Origin of the sequence: Heterorhizobium halophytocola, assembly GCF_017873095.1 — a bacterium.
In the GTDB taxonomy this organism is placed as follows: domain Bacteria; phylum Pseudomonadota; class Alphaproteobacteria; order Rhizobiales; family Rhizobiaceae; genus Allorhizobium; species Allorhizobium halophytocola.
The window spans coordinates 276,766-292,740 of sequence record NZ_JAGGJU010000006.1 but is presented as its reverse complement, the minus strand read 5'-3'; the positions used below and the strand labels follow the sequence as shown (position 1 = coordinate 292,740).

The 15,975-nt window shown below is 62.2% G+C and carries 13 protein-coding genes; 5 read left to right on the top strand and 8 right to left on the bottom strand.

Translation table 11 applies throughout. From position 1 onward, the window contains the following. Positions 1-7: 7 nt before the first annotated feature. Positions 8-1,531, bottom strand: a complete 1,524-nt coding sequence (locus J2Z17_RS13065) for a DUF1800 domain-containing protein (RefSeq protein WP_209945646.1) — start codon at positions 1,529-1,531, stop codon at positions 8-10. A 70-nt stretch (positions 1,532-1,601) separates the two neighbouring features. Further along, positions 1,602-1,949, bottom strand: a complete 348-nt coding sequence (locus J2Z17_RS13060; RefSeq protein WP_209945767.1) for a DMT family protein — start codon at positions 1,947-1,949, stop codon at positions 1,602-1,604. 161 nt (positions 1,950-2,110) lie between these two features. Between J2Z17_RS13060 and J2Z17_RS13055 the strand changes: the two genes are divergently transcribed. From J2Z17_RS13055 to J2Z17_RS13040, 4 genes are all read left to right on the top strand, one after another. Beyond that, complete coding sequence (locus J2Z17_RS13055; protein ID WP_209945644.1) at positions 2,111-3,004, top strand: HNH endonuclease; 894 nt, start codon at positions 2,111-2,113, stop codon at positions 3,002-3,004. Positions 3,005-3,127: 123 nt separating this feature from the next. Beyond that, positions 3,128-6,235 (top strand): excinuclease ABC subunit UvrB, encoded by a 3,108-nt coding sequence (uvrB, locus tag J2Z17_RS13050; protein WP_209945641.1) that lies wholly within the window; start codon positions 3,128-3,130, stop codon positions 6,233-6,235. Between the two features lie 439 nt (positions 6,236-6,674). Then, entirely contained in the window at positions 6,675-7,163 is a 489-nt protein-coding gene (locus J2Z17_RS13045; RefSeq protein ID WP_209945639.1) for a histidine kinase, read from the top strand. Between the two features lie 585 nt (positions 7,164-7,748). Continuing rightward, positions 7,749-9,026: a RelA/SpoT domain-containing protein gene (locus tag J2Z17_RS13040; RefSeq protein ID WP_209945637.1), complete on the top strand. Its 1,278-nt coding sequence runs from the start codon at positions 7,749-7,751 to the stop codon at positions 9,024-9,026. Positions 9,027-9,396: 370 nt separating this feature from the next. Here the strand turns inward: J2Z17_RS13040 and J2Z17_RS13035 are convergent, their stop codons facing one another. The 4 genes from J2Z17_RS13035 to J2Z17_RS13020 form a co-directional block, all read right to left on the bottom strand. Further along, positions 9,397-9,702: a heme-binding protein gene (locus tag J2Z17_RS13035; protein ID WP_245224099.1), complete on the bottom strand. Its 306-nt coding sequence runs from the start codon at positions 9,700-9,702 to the stop codon at positions 9,397-9,399. Between the two features lie 841 nt (positions 9,703-10,543). Further along, entirely contained in the window at positions 10,544-11,314 is a 771-nt protein-coding gene (locus tag J2Z17_RS13030; protein ID WP_209945636.1) for a TetR/AcrR family transcriptional regulator, read from the bottom strand. Between the two features lie 455 nt (positions 11,315-11,769). Continuing rightward, positions 11,770-12,402: an EF-hand domain-containing protein gene (locus tag J2Z17_RS13025; RefSeq protein WP_209945634.1), complete on the bottom strand. Its 633-nt coding sequence runs from the start codon at positions 12,400-12,402 to the stop codon at positions 11,770-11,772. Between the two features lie 126 nt (positions 12,403-12,528). Next, complete coding sequence (locus J2Z17_RS13020) at positions 12,529-12,987, bottom strand: heme-degrading domain-containing protein (RefSeq protein ID WP_209945632.1); 459 nt, start codon at positions 12,985-12,987, stop codon at positions 12,529-12,531. Positions 12,988-13,181: 194 nt separating this feature from the next. On the opposite strand from J2Z17_RS13020, the gene J2Z17_RS13015 reads away from it, so the two are divergent. Then, entirely contained in the window at positions 13,182-13,385 is a 204-nt protein-coding gene (locus J2Z17_RS13015; RefSeq protein WP_209945630.1) for a hypothetical protein, read from the top strand. A 79-nt stretch (positions 13,386-13,464) separates the two neighbouring features. On the opposite strand, the gene J2Z17_RS13010 is transcribed toward J2Z17_RS13015, so the two are convergent. Together J2Z17_RS13010 and dusA are read right to left on the bottom strand one after the other, a co-directional pair. Next, positions 13,465-14,064: a J domain-containing protein gene (locus J2Z17_RS13010; protein WP_209945628.1), complete on the bottom strand. Its 600-nt coding sequence runs from the start codon at positions 14,062-14,064 to the stop codon at positions 13,465-13,467. A 338-nt stretch (positions 14,065-14,402) separates the two neighbouring features. Beyond that, on the bottom strand, positions 14,403-15,464 hold the full coding sequence (gene dusA / locus J2Z17_RS13005; protein WP_209945626.1) for a tRNA dihydrouridine(20/20a) synthase DusA: 1,062 nt from the start codon (positions 15,462-15,464) through the stop codon (positions 14,403-14,405). Positions 15,465-15,975 lie beyond the last annotated feature (511 nt).

Sequence of the window (15,975 nt, the reverse complement as noted above, 5' to 3'; positions counted from 1 at the left end):
AGCCTCCTTAGCGCCGGTTGAATTCGGGCGAGATCATCGCCAGCAGCAGGCCGAGCCGCCGGTTCGGCGCCTGCCCGACGATCTTCGTCGTCTCCGGCCGGGCGGTGTCGCCGAGGACCGCGGCGGCGAAGTCGCGCGGATCCTGCGTTCCGTCATCGAGCTGGCCGACGGCGCGCCGGACGAAGCTGATCCGCTCGGCCAGCTGGCTCGATCCGCTCCAGGTCTCCGAGGCGTCCTTGAAGCCTGCCGCATCGGAGGGCGACCAGATCGGCTGCCCGAGATCCTTGACCGTCCGCACGCCGAGCTTGCCCAGCCGTCCGGGTTTCGGATCCCTGGACGGTGGCTGCGCCTTACCCTTGCCCATGCCCCTGGCGCTAGCGGAATCCATCGCCATCCCGCCCATCGGCTCGGCCATGGCCATGCCGACATTCTGGCCCGGCGCGGTGCCTTCGGCTTCTGTATCGGCCGGCAGCAGGTCATCCTGGCTTGCGCCGAGGGCGCGCAGTACCGAGACGGTATAGTCGAACGGCAGCTTGATCTTCGTTTGAGGGGCAGCGAGTGCCAATGGGCTTTCGAGCATGACCCGGTACACTGCGGCGAGCTCGCCGCCGGTCTCCTGCCAGCGCTGCGCCATCGCCGCCACCAGGTCGGGCTTCGGTTCCTCGGTGATGAAGTGATAGACCAGCTTGGCGCTGATATGCCGGGCGGTGCGCGGGTCGGCGGCGAGATCCTCGAACACCGAACGGGCCGTGGCGAAGGGCTTGCGGCTGCGTTCATAGGTCTTGCCGAGCACGGTGAACTCGCCCGGCTCCGCCCGCCGCGGCCTGTAGACGGCCTCGACCGTCGCCGGCTGGAACGACAGCCCCGTCAGCAGCAGCGCCATCTGCCGCACATCCGCCTGCTGATAGCCGGAATTGACGCCCAGCGTGTGCAGTTCCATCACCTCGCGGGCAAAGTTCTCGTTGACCCCGGTGCGGTCGGCAAGCTTCAGGCCGGCCGGCGAATGCGGCCCGACCGAGGCGACCTGGTCGAGAAAGCGCAGCATGGCCGGATGCAGCGCGGTCGCGGTCAGCAGGTCGACGAAGCGACCCGCCAGATTCGGCCGGATCGCCTGCGTCTCGTAGAGCGGCACGATCAGCGACATGATCGCGCCCTTGTTCAGGCTGACGGCGAAATGGTTGACCCAGAAGCTCGCCAGCCGCTCGTGAAAGCCATAGGGCGACAGCACCGCCTGGGCCACGCGCGCCTGCTGGTCGCGCTGGCCCGCCTGGCGGGCCGCCCGGTTGTATTGCTTGCGCGCCTCGCCGTCCGGCTCTCCGGCCTTGCGCTGCTGGGCCAGCCGCTTGCCTTCCTCGACGAAGGCGGCGACCTCGGCAAGCCGCGCCTGCTCTCCGCCGAGCGGAAACAGGCACGTCGCCTTTGGCGCCGCGGTCAGTTGCTGCAGGATGTCGTCGGGATCTGCCGTCTGCGGCTGGCCGGGCCGGACACCATAGCCGAACCGCGCCGCCGCCTTCACCTCAGTCGATGCCATTGCCACATCTTCCGCAAATCATTCTGATTTGGCTTATATAGCAGGCAATCGGGACTTTTCGGGGGAGATATTACGCCCGAAAGATGATCGATGCGCCGAGCGCGATCAGCGCGAAACCGGCCGCATGGTTCCAGGTCAGCCCCTGCTTCAGATACAGCACGGAGAAGGCGGAAAACACCAGCAGCGTGATCACCTCTTGGATCGTCTTGAGCTGCGCCGCCGAATAGACCTGCGATCCGAACCGGTTGGCCGGCACCGCCAGGCAATATTCGAAAAAGGCGATGCCCCAGCTGATCAGAATGGTGACGAACAGCGCCACGCCCTTGTATTTCAGGTGACCGTACCAGGCGAAGGTCATGAACACATTGGACAGCGACAACAGCAGCACCGGCAGCAGATAGGCCATCCAGGCCGGCATGAAGGAGAGAAAACTCGGCATCGAAACCACTCGTCTAGAACCACGGCCCGAATCGCCGCCGTCCGGCAGATTGCTACGCCGCCCGCTGCGGCACAACGGTTTCACTTTTGTTGACAGATGTCTGCCAATCGGCGATGGCTGAGAAAAGCGAAGTTCTATCGATGGCAAAAGCAGTATTTTATCACAAGCATGATAGCAGCTATCATGACGTTACCGGCAAACACTATCACTTCCCTCAGTCCTATCTCAGTCGGGTACAGCAGACCGTCGGTGACTGGATCGTTTACTACGGTCCCTTGCCCGCCCTTCCCAGTCGCTATTATTCAGGTGTCGCGCGTGTGACGTCCGTGACCCGCGATCACGTGACAGGGGATCATTACTATGCCCATTTGAGCGACTATCTCGATTTTGATCGACCGCTTGGCTATCAGGAAAGCGGTGGATACGAGCGCAAGCTATTCAAAGCGGATGGTTCCGTGAATGGCGGGCGAAGCGTTCAGGCTGTCAGGCTGATCGAGAATGGCGAATTCGCTGCCATCATAACGGCCGGCCTTTCGACGCCTGATGAGTGGCCGGATAGGCGAGACGCACCCGAGGCGCTCCGCCACGAACTTGACGAAGTCCAACGACCATTTGAATTCGAAGGTTACGAACGGCCGATCGTCTCTCAGATGGTCAATCGTCCCTTCAGGGATGCCAAATTTCGACAACACATCCGACGGGTATATGATCGCACATGTGCGTTCACCGGGCTTAAGCTTATAAATGGCGGCGGTCGGCCTGAGGTCGAAGCGGCACACATCGTGCCAGTGGAAAAAGGCGGAAACGACTCGGTACAAAATGGCATCGCCCTTTCCGGAACCGTCCATTGGATGTTCGATAGGGGATTGTTGTCACTTGCCGATGACTATGAGATTCTCTGTTCGCGGCATCTGAACTATGATGTCTCGCATATTTTACACCGCGATCTCAGGGCGCGCGTACCCTCTGACATTCACATGCGGCCGCACCCTGAATACATGGCTTGGCACCGAGAGAATATTTTTAAGAGCTAGGACGATCCCGGCTCGCATCACCCTGTCAGTTTCTGTCAGCATGCTGCTTCGGCGCCGGTCGCGGGGCGATTTCTGCCGCCGCACCCCCTTCCCTTTGCCGGCCACTCTCTCCATATTCCGCCCATGGCCAGATCACCGAAAAAATCCGATCCGAAACCCGGTTTCGAGGAAGCCCCGCAGTCCGGTTTCGAGGGCGAACCGCTCTCCGGCAGCGTCTCCGACTGGGTGAAACAGCTCGAGGCGGAGGCCGAGGCCGGCAGTGTCGAGAGCCAGCGCGAGATCGCCTCCAAGGCCGGCAAGCACCGCCGCAAGGTCGAGAACGCCGCCCGCCAGCACACCGAAAAGGTCGAGGCCGCCAAGAAGACCGCAAAGAACACCACCGCTCAGAAAACGTCCCGTGGCGTGTCGATCGGCGCCTCGTCGGATCCGAAGACGCGCGCTGCCGCCGGGCTCAATCCGGTGGCTGGCATGGACACCTCGCTGGAAGACGCAAAGGCGCTGGCGCCCGGTGCCGTCACCGCCACCGTCGAGGCCCTGTCGTCGCTGATCGAGAGCGGCAATCCGCTGTTCAAGGACGGCAAGATCTGGACGCCGCATCGCCCGGCCCGGCCGGAAAAGTCCGAGGGCGGCATCAAGATCCGCATGGCGTCCGACTACGCGCCGGCCGGCGACCAGCCGACCGCGATCGCCGAACTGGTCGAGGGCGCCAATTCAGGCGAGCGCTCCCAGGTGCTGCTCGGCGTCACCGGCTCTGGCAAGACCTTCACCATGGCCAAGGTGATCGAAGAGACCCAGCGCCCGGCCGTGATCCTGGCGCCGAACAAGACGCTCGCCGCCCAGCTCTATTCGGAGTTCAAGAATTTCTTCCCCGACAATGCGGTGGAATATTTCGTCTCCTATTACGACTATTACCAGCCGGAAGCCTATGTGCCGCGCTCCGACACCTTTATCGAGAAGGAATCGTCGATCAACGAACAGATCGACCGGATGCGCCACGCCGCCACCCGCGCCATTCTGGAGCGCGACGACTGCATCATCGTCGCCTCGGTCTCCTGCATCTACGGTATCGGCTCGGTCGAGACCTACACGGCGATGACCTTCCAGATGGAGGTCGGCGACCGGCTCGACCAGCGGCAATTGCTCGCCGACCTCGTGGCCCAGCAATACAAGCGCCAGGACATCAATTTCGTCCGCGGTTCGTTCCGGGTGCGCGGCGACACGATCGAGATCTTCCCCGCCCACCTGGAAGATGCCGCCTGGCGCATTTCGATGTTCGGCGACGAGATCGAGAGCATCACCGAATTCGACCCGCTGACCGGCAAGAAGACCGGCGATATGAAGTCGGTGAAGATCTACGCCAATTCCCACTATGTGACCCCGCGCCCGACGCTGAACGGCGCGATCAAGGCGATCAAGGAAGAACTGAAGATCCGCCTCGCCGAACTGGAAAAGGGCGGCCGCCTGCTGGAGGCGCAGCGTCTGGAACAGCGCACCCGCTACGATATCGAGATGATGGAGGCGACCGGCGCCTGCGCCGGCATCGAGAACTATTCGCGCTACCTGACCGGCCGCGCGCCGGGCGAGCCGCCACCGACGCTGTTCGAATACATCCCCGACAATGCCCTGCTGTTCATCGACGAAAGCCATGTTTCCGTCTCGCAGATCGGCGGCATGTACCGGGGCGACTTTCGCCGCAAGGCGACGCTTGCCGAATACGGCTTCCGCCTGCCGTCGTGCATGGACAACCGCCCGCTGCGCTTCGAGGAATGGGACGCCATGCGGCCGCAGACCGTCGCCGTCTCGGCCACGCCCGGCAACTGGGAGATGGAACAGTCCGGCGGCGTCTTTGCCGAACAGGTGATCCGCCCGACCGGCCTGATCGACCCGCCGGTCGAGGTGCGCGCCGCCAAGACCCAGGTCGACGACGTGCTCGGCGAGATCCGCGAGACCGCGCAGAAGGGCTATCGCACGCTCTGCACCGTGCTGACCAAGCGCATGGCCGAGGACCTCACCGAATACCTCCACGAACAGGGCGTGCGCGTGCGATACATGCATTCCGACATTGACACGCTGGAGCGCATCGAGATCATCCGCGATCTGCGCCTCGGCGCCTTCGATGTGCTCGTCGGCATCAACCTGCTGCGCGAGGGCCTCGATATTCCGGAATGCGGTTTCGTCGCCATCCTCGACGCCGACAAGGAAGGTTTTTTGCGCTCGGAGACCTCCCTCGTGCAGACCATCGGTCGTGCGGCGCGCAATGTCGACGGCAAGGTCATTCTCTATGCCGACAAGATCACCGGCTCGATGCAGCGGGCGATGGACGAGACCGCGCGCCGCCGCGAAAAGCAGATGGCCTACAACACCGAGCACGGCATCACCCCGGAGTCGGTCAAGGCGAAGATCTCCGACATCCTCGATTCCGTCTATGAGCGCGACCATGTCCGCGCCGACATCTCCGGCGCCTCGGGCGGCAAGGGCTTTGCCGATGGCGGCCATCTGGTCGGCAACAACCTGCAGGCGCACCTCAACGCGCTGGAAAAGAGCATGCGCGACGCCGCAGCCGACCTCGACTTTGAAAAGGCCGCCCGCCTGCGCGACGAGATCAAGCGCCTGAAGGCCGCCGAGCTCGCCACCATGGACGACCCCATGGCCCGCCAGGAAGCCGCAACCCAGGAAAATGCCGGCAAGCCGAAAGGCAAGGGTGGCGGCAAATCCGCCTCCCTCCAGCCGCCATCATCTGACGGTAGCAAAGGCGCGGGCGCGCGCCACGATTCGATCTCCCCCCTTGAGGGGGAGATGTCCGGCAGGACAGAGGGGGGTACGCCACTCTCCAAGCCTGCCGCTTCCCCCCCCTCTGCCCCTGACGGGGCATCTCCCCCTCAAGGGGGGAGATCAGCGGCGCAAGCCTCCTATTTCGCCAAGCCGTCGCTCGACGACATGGGCCCGGGCACCGATACGGCAAAACCGCTGTTCCGCAAGAACAGCCTCGACGAAATGACCGTCGGCCGCACGGAAAAGCCGGTGACCGGCAAACTGCCGGAAAAGCCGGAGACGTCCGGCGGCAAGCGCTTCTCGCCACTGCTCGAAGGCCAGCCTGAACGCCAGGCCGAACGCAAGGACGACCCGCGCCCGGTCGTCCGCGGCAAGGTCGGCGCCGGCTCCTACGAGGACGCCGGCGACCAGAAACGCCAGAAGCGCACCAAGGGCAAGACGGGCCGGCCGGGACAGTAGCCGCACCGGTTGACCCGTTCGTCTTCGCGCGCAGGCGGTGCGACTGGGCTAAGCCCTCCCCCTTGCGGGGAGGGTTGGGAGGGGTTTTTTCTCATATGCAATTGATCCTCCCTTTGTGGCTGGGTCCGAAGGACGGGACAACACGTGTGGCCCGACCCGACAGTCCGGCAGGACGGAAGTGGTCAAGCGCCTTCCGAGCCTGCCTCGACATTCGCAGAACAGCGGCAGCAGCATCCGTCCTTGCGCGTCCTGTGCACCCGGACCCCACCTTGGCCGGGACAGCATCGGCTCCCCGCCCGCGGCCCTCGGCTATCCCGGCATCGCACAACCTTTTTTGGTGTCGGCGGTCAATGCGTCCCAGCGGAGCATGGACCCCCTCGCCAGACTCACGCGGCCGTGCTTTTCTCTGCCATCCGCCATCCTCATACAGGACACTCCGATGAAAGCCCTTGTCGCCGCCGCCTTCGCCACCCTGTTGCTGGCGGGCGCCGCCCTTGCCGATACCCTCAAATTCCCGAGCGACGACCCGGTCGCCAGCATTTCCGCCCCCGATGGCTGGACACTGGAGGAGACCGAAACCGGCGCGCAGATCCTGTCGGCCGACGATGCGATCTACATCTATATCGACGTTGCCGACGCCGAGACCTCCGACAAGGTGATCGACGATGCCGTCGCCTTCCTCGACGACAACGGCGTCAGCGTCGACAGCTCGACCGAGAAGCAGTCGGAAGACACGGTCAACGGCATGAAGATGAGCAATTTCGACTGGGACGGCACCGACGAGGACGGCCCCGTCTCCATCGGCCTCTCCGTCTCCTCGCCCAAGACCGGCAAGCTCCTGGTCATCACCTATTGGGGCTCCAAGGGCGACCAGGACAAGCACGCCAACGATCTCGGCTACATCATCAATTCGCTGAAGGCGGAGTAACGCCGATCGGCCCGGAAAAGTATGGGCCCGCCCCGCGCCCTCCCGGACGGCAAACGCCCGTCATCCTCGGGAGGGATCGGTCGTCCTCCGCCCCCGCGAACGCCCGTCATCCTCGGGCCTGACCCGAGGATCCAAATCTCAAAGTAAAAGACAGCCCCTCTTCCCCTGCGGGGCATTTGCCGCACAAGGCGATCGACGATGCCGTCGCCTTCCTCGACGACAACGGCGTCAGCCTGCAGCCACGACGGGCACCACTCCCGAAATCCCATGCAAAACTTTGCATCTAAGCTCTGCGATATCGTAAGTTTTGCTAGCGCTGGTTTGCGTAGCGAGTCCCGCAAAACCCGATGGCTGGTGAGGGGTTTGACGAAGGCTTTGACAATTGGGTTGGTGCTGTGGTGGTTGCAGGCCATAAAACGGCGAACTCAAACGCACACTCGATCTCGCTAATCCCGCACAGTAGATAAGTCAGAGACCGCACGGATGCACCATTATCTTTGGATGACAGTTTTTATTGCTTTGTGAGTTGACTGATACCGCGAACGTAGAGATCTTATATTTGCAATTGAAGTGGAGTTACAATTCATGCCTGTTGAAATGATTTACTCGAAATCAAAAATTGACAAGGCAGGTCGCGTTCTAAGTGATCAGAGCAGACCATACGATGAATTGACATTGGAACTCGAATATGCATTTGAAGATTATCGCAGGCGCCATCTCGCCCCACTAACCAAGCTGACTTTAGAAATTCAGCAGTGGCTTCAAACGTACGATAAAAATTACTATATCGCGCAGAGATTAAAGCGAAGACCACAGATTATTCGAAAACTGCGAAGGCTTAGTGTACGTCTAACTCAATTGCAAGACATCGGAGGCTGTCGTATTATTGTTGATACAGATAAAGATGTCGACGAAACCTTACGTTTTATATACTCAAAACTGCATTCTTCCGACATCATTAAAATCCTTCGCCGGACAGACTACAGGGAGTTGGGGCGAGATGACAGTGGATATCGGGCTTATCACTTAATCCTTCAAATCGAGGGATATACAATAGAATTGCAGATAAGAAGTAAGATCCAGCACTATTGGTCAGAAAGCATAGAAAGAACATCGGTCATCTACGGACATCGGCTAAAGGAAGGCGACGGACATCGGGATGTCATTGATTACTTCAAACAATTCTCAAATGCCTTGTATCGGGTTGAGCAAGGTGAAAGCTTGGGGCGTGACACAGAGATCCAGTTACAAGAACTCAGGGTCAACGCAGAAGTGATCATTGGTAAGAGTTCAGATAGGAGAGCGTTGGGTGGCCATGTGAATTATGACATTGTGAAGACGATGTCGGCGAAAGAAGAACAAAGTTATGGTCAGCTAAATAACTGGATATTGGTTTTTGATTGGGCGGATGGAAATTTTGTTTTGTGGGACATTGTGAGCCGGAACGCCAATCAGGCGGTCGAAGCATATTCGCGTTACGAACGGCAATTTCCTGAAGAGGAGAAATACGAAGTAGTTCTTATCGGGACTTCAAATATCGAGACAGTCCAACAAACACATAGTCACTACTTTGGAATTGAGCATCACGTAGAGGCTCTCCAAGAAATGGACGATTCCATCATTGGGTTGTCTCACAGAAATGAACTTGATGTGGGATCGCGCAGAATACTTCTTACGATGAAAAGACGAAGCCACTGGGGAAAAAACACGATCAACGTATCCACGCTAAAAAACCATTTTTGTCAAAATGTGGCGACGTTTGAAGCTTCACTCACGAACCTTAGAGCCAGAGGGCTCATCACAGGCAACGACCCCATTTCGCTTGATGTTAAGAAAGCTCAGGACATCAACTCATACGTTTAGGCCGCCGTTTATGTGGCCTCTTCGTAAAAGCGCGCGGATGAACGTTTCAAAGCCCCAACAAAATTAAACCCTCGCTCGCTTGATGGAGTTGGACTCCTCAAAACCTTGGAGAGCCTGATCGGACGTTCCAATGAGGCACACACAGACAAGGCGCCCTAGCTGTCGCGACTCAGACGGCGTGGCTGACCAAAACGGCGGGGATGTGGAACTGCCGGAGCAAACCTCATCCTAGGAGATACTCGGGACAAGCTCGAGGATGACCGCAAAGCGGAGACGACGGGAAACAGAGGATGACGGCTGCAGGTATGAACACGGACGGCGAGCGGATCGGCAGGACGAGCCGCTCACCCGGGTTCCCCTCAGCCCCACCTCAGCCCAACACGCCGACAATCATCCCGTGATCGTCCTCCTGCGCCAGTCCTGACACGGTGATCGCCGCGACCACGCCGACGCCGGTGACGCGGACCGGGAAGCTGCCGCCTTGTTCGGCACAGTCGGCCGGGTCCAGACGGATGTCGGGGCCGATCGTGCGTTCCTTGCGGCGCATCCCCAGCCGCACTGCATAGGAGAATTTGTGGAAGTGAAAGACGACTTTCGACTTGCGCCGTGCCCAGAGATCATTGCCCGGCCTCGAGGCCGCAGGGCGGCGTGAAACAGCGTCCCGTCGGGCGTGCAGATGCCGGTCACCGTGCTTGGCAGGTCCCAGTGCAAAGCCCGAAGAAGACCTTACTGCGGGTGGCGCAAGGGACGGCTTTCTCGAACCCGAAGTAAGCGCCGACGGTGGAGGTGAAGATCAAGCGCTGAACATTCCGTCATCGTCGGGATTGACCCAAGGATTCACGCCAAGTCCATTTTCGCATCCCAGCCGCTGTCGCCTCCCATCTCCCCGCCCTTGGCCCGCGCCGGTGAAGAAAGAGCGCCGGCATTGAACTTGCCAGCGATGCTGGCGACACATTGCACGAAAAAATTTATTTAAAATTCCCTCCCCCCAAATTTTCCCCCTCCCGCGCCCCCATGCGATCATGCCCCTGTCCCGCCCACGGATACACCGACAGGCGTTGTCGGCGAGGCGGGGCCGGCGCTGGTTGCGGGGGATGACGCGATATCCCGCAGGCGGGGTCGCGACAGGCTTCCCCCGGATCGGGTGGCGGCGGGCGCAAGCATGGACCGGCTTGCGTTGCGACCATCGGATACGGGCATGCGGGGTGTGCGCCCTCTCCGGCAAGGGACGGAGACGGTATGCGCCCGGCGGTCGCAGCGGCTTTGGCACCCGCGGACCGTTACCGCATGACAGGTGGCAGCGAACGGGTGACGGCATGCCCACCCTGGGGCAGATCGTCTTTGACAATCCCGTCGCGCGCCGAAGGTGGAGTTGCGTGCGTGGCTTCCCCTGTCCCGGGCAACCGGCAGGGGACGTCGAGCGGGGCGCCGGGAGGTGCCATCTTATCAATTCGTTCTCTACGCGGCAGCTTCTTGCGCCCCGTCCGCCTTCCATCGGCAAGGCCAGAGGAACGACATCATCGACCGGAGGGTTTTCGCCCGGCCGGAATTTCGTGCTGCCCGCAGGTCATTGCGCCTTTGCGGCCGCTGCCATCCGCCTCGACCTTCAGCGGCGCGGCCGCGACCCGACCGTTGGCCGGATCCCTCGCCGCCCGGGCGTCCGGCCGCGCCGCGATGCCGCGGACGATCAGCTGGATACAATGGCGCATGAACACGCCACGGCTCTCGCCGCCCGGCCATTGGTGGCCGTGCCCGGTCTTCAGCGCCGCAGCGCCGAACAGCACGTCCATCATGATCCGCGCCATCGACAGCGGATCGCCCGCTGCGATCAGGCCCAGGCGCTGGCCGTCGGCCAGCCAGGCCGCGAGATCCGCCCGGCTGCGCTCGCTGCCCTCGCGGGCGATGTGGTCCAGCAGTTCCGGGCAATTGCGCGATTCGTCGATGCTCATCGCCATGAAGGCCTGCCGCCGGCGGTCGTCCTCCTCGCCGATATCGACGCGGAACACCGTGGCGATCTGTTCCTCCATCGCAACAGCGGGATCATGCGGCGGAAAATGCATCATCAGGTCGCGGTGGATGGCAACCGTCGCCGCGAAGAGATCGATCTTGCGGGCAAACAGCCGGTAGAAGGTGCGCTTGGAGATATGGCAGCGGGCCGCGATCTCGCCGGTCGAGGTCGCGGAATAGCCCTGCTCGAGGAACAGCGCAAAGGCGCAGTCGACGATGACCGCCCGACTGTCGGCATCCGAACGGACCTTCGGCCGGCCGCGTGCGCGCGGAACCTGCATGGCATCTGCCTCCTTGGCCGTTCGCAAGCCCTGCCCCGACACCTGCCGAAATGGGGGTCCGGTCGGGCTGCGTCCGCGTTCCTTCACGCTGCCACGGCTGTTGATGGGCGCGGCAAGAGCCGCTGGACTTTAGCGTCTGGCGCCTATGGCTGTCGTGAAAGCCATCCGCCAGAGGATCTCCGGTGGACGACAGCACCCGGTCGGCGGCGCCGGATTTGTCCTAGAGGCCGAAGCTTGCCCGCCGCTCACCACCGGCCGCACGGCATACGGTCCGATCGACAGGCAGGACCACGCGCCGCGGAAAGGCCCGGATGACCGGAGGATGGCCCGCGTGACGCAGGCGCCGGGAGGCCGCAATGGGTTCGGGGGCGCGCCGAAACAAGGTCGGAACGGGCAGGTGCAAGCGACCGGGACGGGTGGGCCGGGTTTGCCCGGCCCTCGCCTCCTCGCGCCGATCAGCGGGACGTCCAGCCCTCGCCGCGGCCGTCCGGTCCACCGGCGCCATCGCGACCACCCGGCCCGTCCTGCCGCAAGCCCTCGGTGAACTGGTCCAGGGACAGGCCGCCCGTGCCATCGCTGTCCAGCGCGTCGAACAGTGCGCTGGCATAGTCGGCATCGCCTTCGGCCTTGGCGCCGGCTGCGAATTCGGCCTTTGTCAGCCGGCCGTCCTGATCGCTGTCGAGTTCGGAATAGAGCGTGGAAAAGTCGGGTTCCTCGCCGCCTTGCGGTGGTTTCGCCCCGCCCGGCCGCATCTGCATCAGCACCTCGGAGGCGCCCGAAGAGAGCCTTGCCGCCGGCGCCGCGCGGTCGGCGGATGTCACGGCGACGGTCTTGCCGCCATCCGCGGCACCGGGTGACGACACGCTCTGCTGCGTGCCGCTGTCGCCGGCGCTCGCCTCTGCCTTGGTGATCGAGGCCTTGAGGGTGGTGATCTCCTTGCTGATCGCCTCCTTGTCCGCGTCGGTCTCGGCCTTTGAAAGCTCCGCCTGCTTGGCCGCCAGCTGCGATTTCAGCTGCGCCAGCGAGGTGCCGCTGCCGGAGGTCGAGCTGCCGGCGGCAGCGGATGTCGTAGAAACTGCAATGTCCATGATGTGATTCCCCGTGACCCTGAGTCGGTACGAGGAAAAACTAGAATGAAATCATTAAGGTAACTCAGCGCCGGTTGGGGTTTCCAATGTCCGCGCGAGCATCCTCCAAGGACAGGGCCGGCAATCTCAGGCCAGCGCCTTTTCCAGCACCGCGACGATCATCGCGTGATCCTCGGCGCTCGCCAGCCCCGAGACGGTGATCGCCGCGACGACGCCGACGCCCTTCACCCGCACCGGAAAGCTGCCGCCATGATCGGCATACAGGGCAAGGTCGAGGCCGATATCGGGGCCGATCGTCCGGCCCTTGCGGCCGTTTTCCAGCCCGACGGCAAAGGAGGACTTGTGGAAGTGGAACACCACATTCGACTTGCGCCGCGCCCAGAGATCATTGGCCGGCGCCGCCCCCGGCAGCGCCGCATGAAACAGCGTGCGGTCGGGCGTGCGGATGTCGATCACCACCGGCGCCTCTGCCGCCTTCGCCGCCTCGACCAGCTGCGTGCCGATCGCGTAGGCCGTCGTCTCGTCGAAGCGGCCGAATACCAGCCGGCTTTCCTGCTCGGCGACTGCCTTTTCCTGATCCGTCATGTCCGGTCCTCCCTGGTCGATGTCCTGCAATCCCGCTGCGATCCTGCAAGCATCCTGCAGACAGCGAGTCGGGTTCCCTTTCTACCAGCCCTGCGTCCCGACCGCATCCGCGCGGCGACGCAAGCCACACTCAACCTTTTGGCGCGAGGAAGGGATAACATCGTCCGAATCCGCGAAGGGGGAAGGAAACGCATATGGCGCTGGTCAGCTTCAAGAATACCCACAACCAGGAAATCTTCGTCAATCCGGCACAGGTGATCTATGTCACGCATTTCGAGGAAGGCGTCAGCATCATCGCCTTTGCCGTGCCGACGACCGGCGGCAAGCCGCTGTCGATCTATGTCCGCGGCTCTGCCGATCAGGTGCGGGCGAAACTGGACGGCGTGAAGAAAGTCTGAGCGCGATCGCCAGAGCGGCAAGAGCGACAAGAGCTGCAAGACCGGGCAGCCAGGCTGCCGGTCCGGCCGGACGCCAATTCTATTCCGCCGCCTTGGCGTGTTCTTCGTCCATGTCCGTGCGGTCGATTTCGTAGGAATAGGATTCGAGCATGGTATAGGCCTGCTCGATCGCGTCGATCTGGATCTCCGACTGCTTGATCGCCTCGGAAATCGACTGCGAGCGGGCCCGCAGCATCGATCCCAGCACGTCGGTGTCCGGCCGCTTGCCGAGCCGGTCCATGTGCTTGCGCACCCGGGCGCGGTGACGCTCCAGCTCGAGAATGTGGAACCGGTTCTTCAGGATATCGTCGGACAGCTTGCGGCGCATGGCCGCCACCGGGTCGAAACTGCCGGGTTCGCGCTCGTCGAGAATGAAGTCGTTGACCAGCGTCTCGATCATCATCAGGACCTTCAGGTCCTTCTGGTCGGCCATTTGCGGGTCGTAGCCGGTATCGTCGTAGACCCGCCGGCGCACCGGATCCTTCAACAGGTCGAAGGCGCTCTGCAGGCGGGCGAACTGTTCGCTGTCGCCGCCGGAATCGGGATGCGCATTCTTGGCTGCCTTGCGATAGGCAGACTTGATCTCCTGGTCGTCCGCATCGCGTTCGATGTCGAGCATCATATAGGGATCGATTACCATCGCCAACCTGTCTTCAGTCGTTCAATTGCGTCCCAGACGAGCCGCCATTTCACGCCCAGACCTCTACCGGGTTGGGCCGGTCGCTACACGTCTCGCCAGTCATGCCGCTCGCGTGGCGGCAACTACGCGAATACCGGGAGTCGCTGCCGTCACCGCCGAATGCTGCGGTATACAAAGGGCGAGATTGTGGTGAAACTTGACTCTTGCAGGCTTCATCCCCAAGCGGCCACCCCTTGTTTCCGCTCATTGAGAGACAGCGGATTAGTATATGCATTGTCGGAAATTCTCAAGCGTCGGGCCCCGGTGTCCTGAGGATATGGTTAGCGTGCGCAGCAATCTCACTCTGCGGCCTGCGCGTCAGCCGCTGTCGGCGGCGCCGCGGAAGGCCGTGCGGTGCCTTCCGTCTTGGGTCCGCCGGCAATGTCGACAGCCGAAAAGGCGTCGAGGATCACCTGCGGCGTCGCGCCGGGCTTCGTTGCCTCCGACGACAGGATCTGGCGATAGCGCCGGGCTCCGGCATAGCCCTGGAACAGGCCGATCATGTGTCGCGTCACATGGTTCAGCCGGCCGCCCTCGTCCATCCAGCGCGCGGCATAGGCCGCCATCGTGTCGCGCACCGCATCCCAGTCCGCCGCGATTGCCGGCGCGCCGTAGATCGCGGCATCCACTTCCGTCAGCAGGGTGGCATTGTGATAGGCGGCACGGCCGAGCATCACCCCGTCCATCACCGTGAGATGGGCGACGGCATCGTCGATCGTCGCGATGCCGCCATTGATGCCGAGGAAGACATCCGGGTTCTCGCGCTTCATCTGATGCACGAGATCATAATCGAGCGGCGGGATGTCGCGGTTTTCCTTCGGTGAAAGCCCCTGCAGCCAGGCCTTGCGCGCATGGATCCAGATCGCGTCGGCCCCGGCGCCGACCATGCGGGCGAGAAAGTCCGGCAGCACGACCTGCGGCGCCTGGTCGTCGACACCGATCCGGCATTTGACGGTGACCGGAACGGGCGAGACAGCCTTCATCGCCGAAACACACGCGGCCACGACATCCGGTGTGCGCATCAGGCAGGCGCCGAAGGTACCGGACTGGACCCGGTCGGAGGGACAGCCGACATTCAAATTGATCTCGTCATAGCCGAGGTCCGCCGCGATCTTCACCGCCTCGACCAGCTTTGTCGGATCCGAGCCGCCGAGCTGCAGCACGACGGGATGCTCCTCCGGCGAAAACCCGAGCAGCCGCTCGCGCTGCCCATGGATGATCGCATCGGCGACGATCATCTCGGTGTAGAGAACCGCATGCTGCGACAGCTGCCGGTGGAAGAACCGGCAATGCCGGTCGGTCCAATCGATCATCGGGGCGACGGCGAAGATTTTCTCGCCGTGAAGGTGTTGATTCGTCATGGTTTAATTCTGCTGTGCCGGGCGGCGATCGTAAGCCGCCTTTTCAAATTTGGCACTCTGTAACACATCCAACCCTTTGAAACCACTCGATAGCCAGTTGGGCAGATCCCGGCCTGTGTCAGGAATTGTGCCAGCCGTCGTGCGCGATTGTGCCAGAACGGGCTCTTGCGTGATGCAAACGCCTTCCTGCGTTCGTCAGCTATCCAGCCTTCATTTGGTTGATATTTGCCGGCATCGGGACGGATGTTAGACGCTCTCGGCCAATCACCCGGCATAGCGGCGCGAAAAACTCAGCCTGCAAAACGCCATCGATGTCCCGGCGTCCCCCTATCGACCATATGCAGACGCCCTGCGCAGATCACCAGAGGCACGGCACTACCGGCGGGGCCTGGCCGTATGGCGAGACATCGCGAGGGCGCCCGAGACAATTTGGCCGTGGAGCCGAAGCGATTGCAAATTGTATCTCCGGTCCCGCTCGTCATAGGGTGCCACAACTGTCAATGAGGACCTG

What these genes read in the sequence shown, in the direction of transcription:
- J2Z17_RS13040 (WP_209945637.1), top strand. Translation starts at nt 7,749, where the DNA reads ATGCCTGTTGAAATGATTTACTCGAAATCAAAAATTGACAAGGCAGGT.
- dusA (WP_209945626.1), bottom strand. Translation starts at nt 15,464, where the DNA reads ATGACGAATCAACACCTTCACGGCGAGAAAATCTTCGCCGTCGCCCCG.
- J2Z17_RS13010 (WP_209945628.1), bottom strand. Translation starts at nt 14,064, where the DNA reads ATGGTAATCGATCCCTATATGATGCTCGACATCGAACGCGATGCGGAC.
- J2Z17_RS13045 (WP_209945639.1), top strand. Translation starts at nt 6,675, where the DNA reads ATGAAAGCCCTTGTCGCCGCCGCCTTCGCCACCCTGTTGCTGGCGGGC.
- J2Z17_RS13030 (WP_209945636.1), bottom strand. Translation starts at nt 11,314, where the DNA reads ATGCAGGTTCCGCGCGCACGCGGCCGGCCGAAGGTCCGTTCGGATGCC.
- J2Z17_RS13065 (WP_209945646.1), bottom strand. Translation starts at nt 1,531, where the DNA reads ATGGCATCGACTGAGGTGAAGGCGGCGGCGCGGTTCGGCTATGGTGTC.
- J2Z17_RS13060 (WP_209945767.1), bottom strand. Translation starts at nt 1,949, where the DNA reads ATGCCGGCCTGGATGGCCTATCTGCTGCCGGTGCTGCTGTTGTCGCTG.
- J2Z17_RS13015 (WP_209945630.1), top strand. Translation starts at nt 13,182, where the DNA reads ATGGCGCTGGTCAGCTTCAAGAATACCCACAACCAGGAAATCTTCGTC.
- J2Z17_RS13055 (WP_209945644.1), top strand. Translation starts at nt 2,111, where the DNA reads ATGGCAAAAGCAGTATTTTATCACAAGCATGATAGCAGCTATCATGAC.
- uvrB (WP_209945641.1), top strand. Translation starts at nt 3,128, where the DNA reads ATGGCCAGATCACCGAAAAAATCCGATCCGAAACCCGGTTTCGAGGAA.
- J2Z17_RS13025 (WP_209945634.1), bottom strand. Translation starts at nt 12,402, where the DNA reads ATGGACATTGCAGTTTCTACGACATCCGCTGCCGCCGGCAGCTCGACC.
- J2Z17_RS13020 (WP_209945632.1), bottom strand. Translation starts at nt 12,987, where the DNA reads ATGACGGATCAGGAAAAGGCAGTCGCCGAGCAGGAAAGCCGGCTGGTA.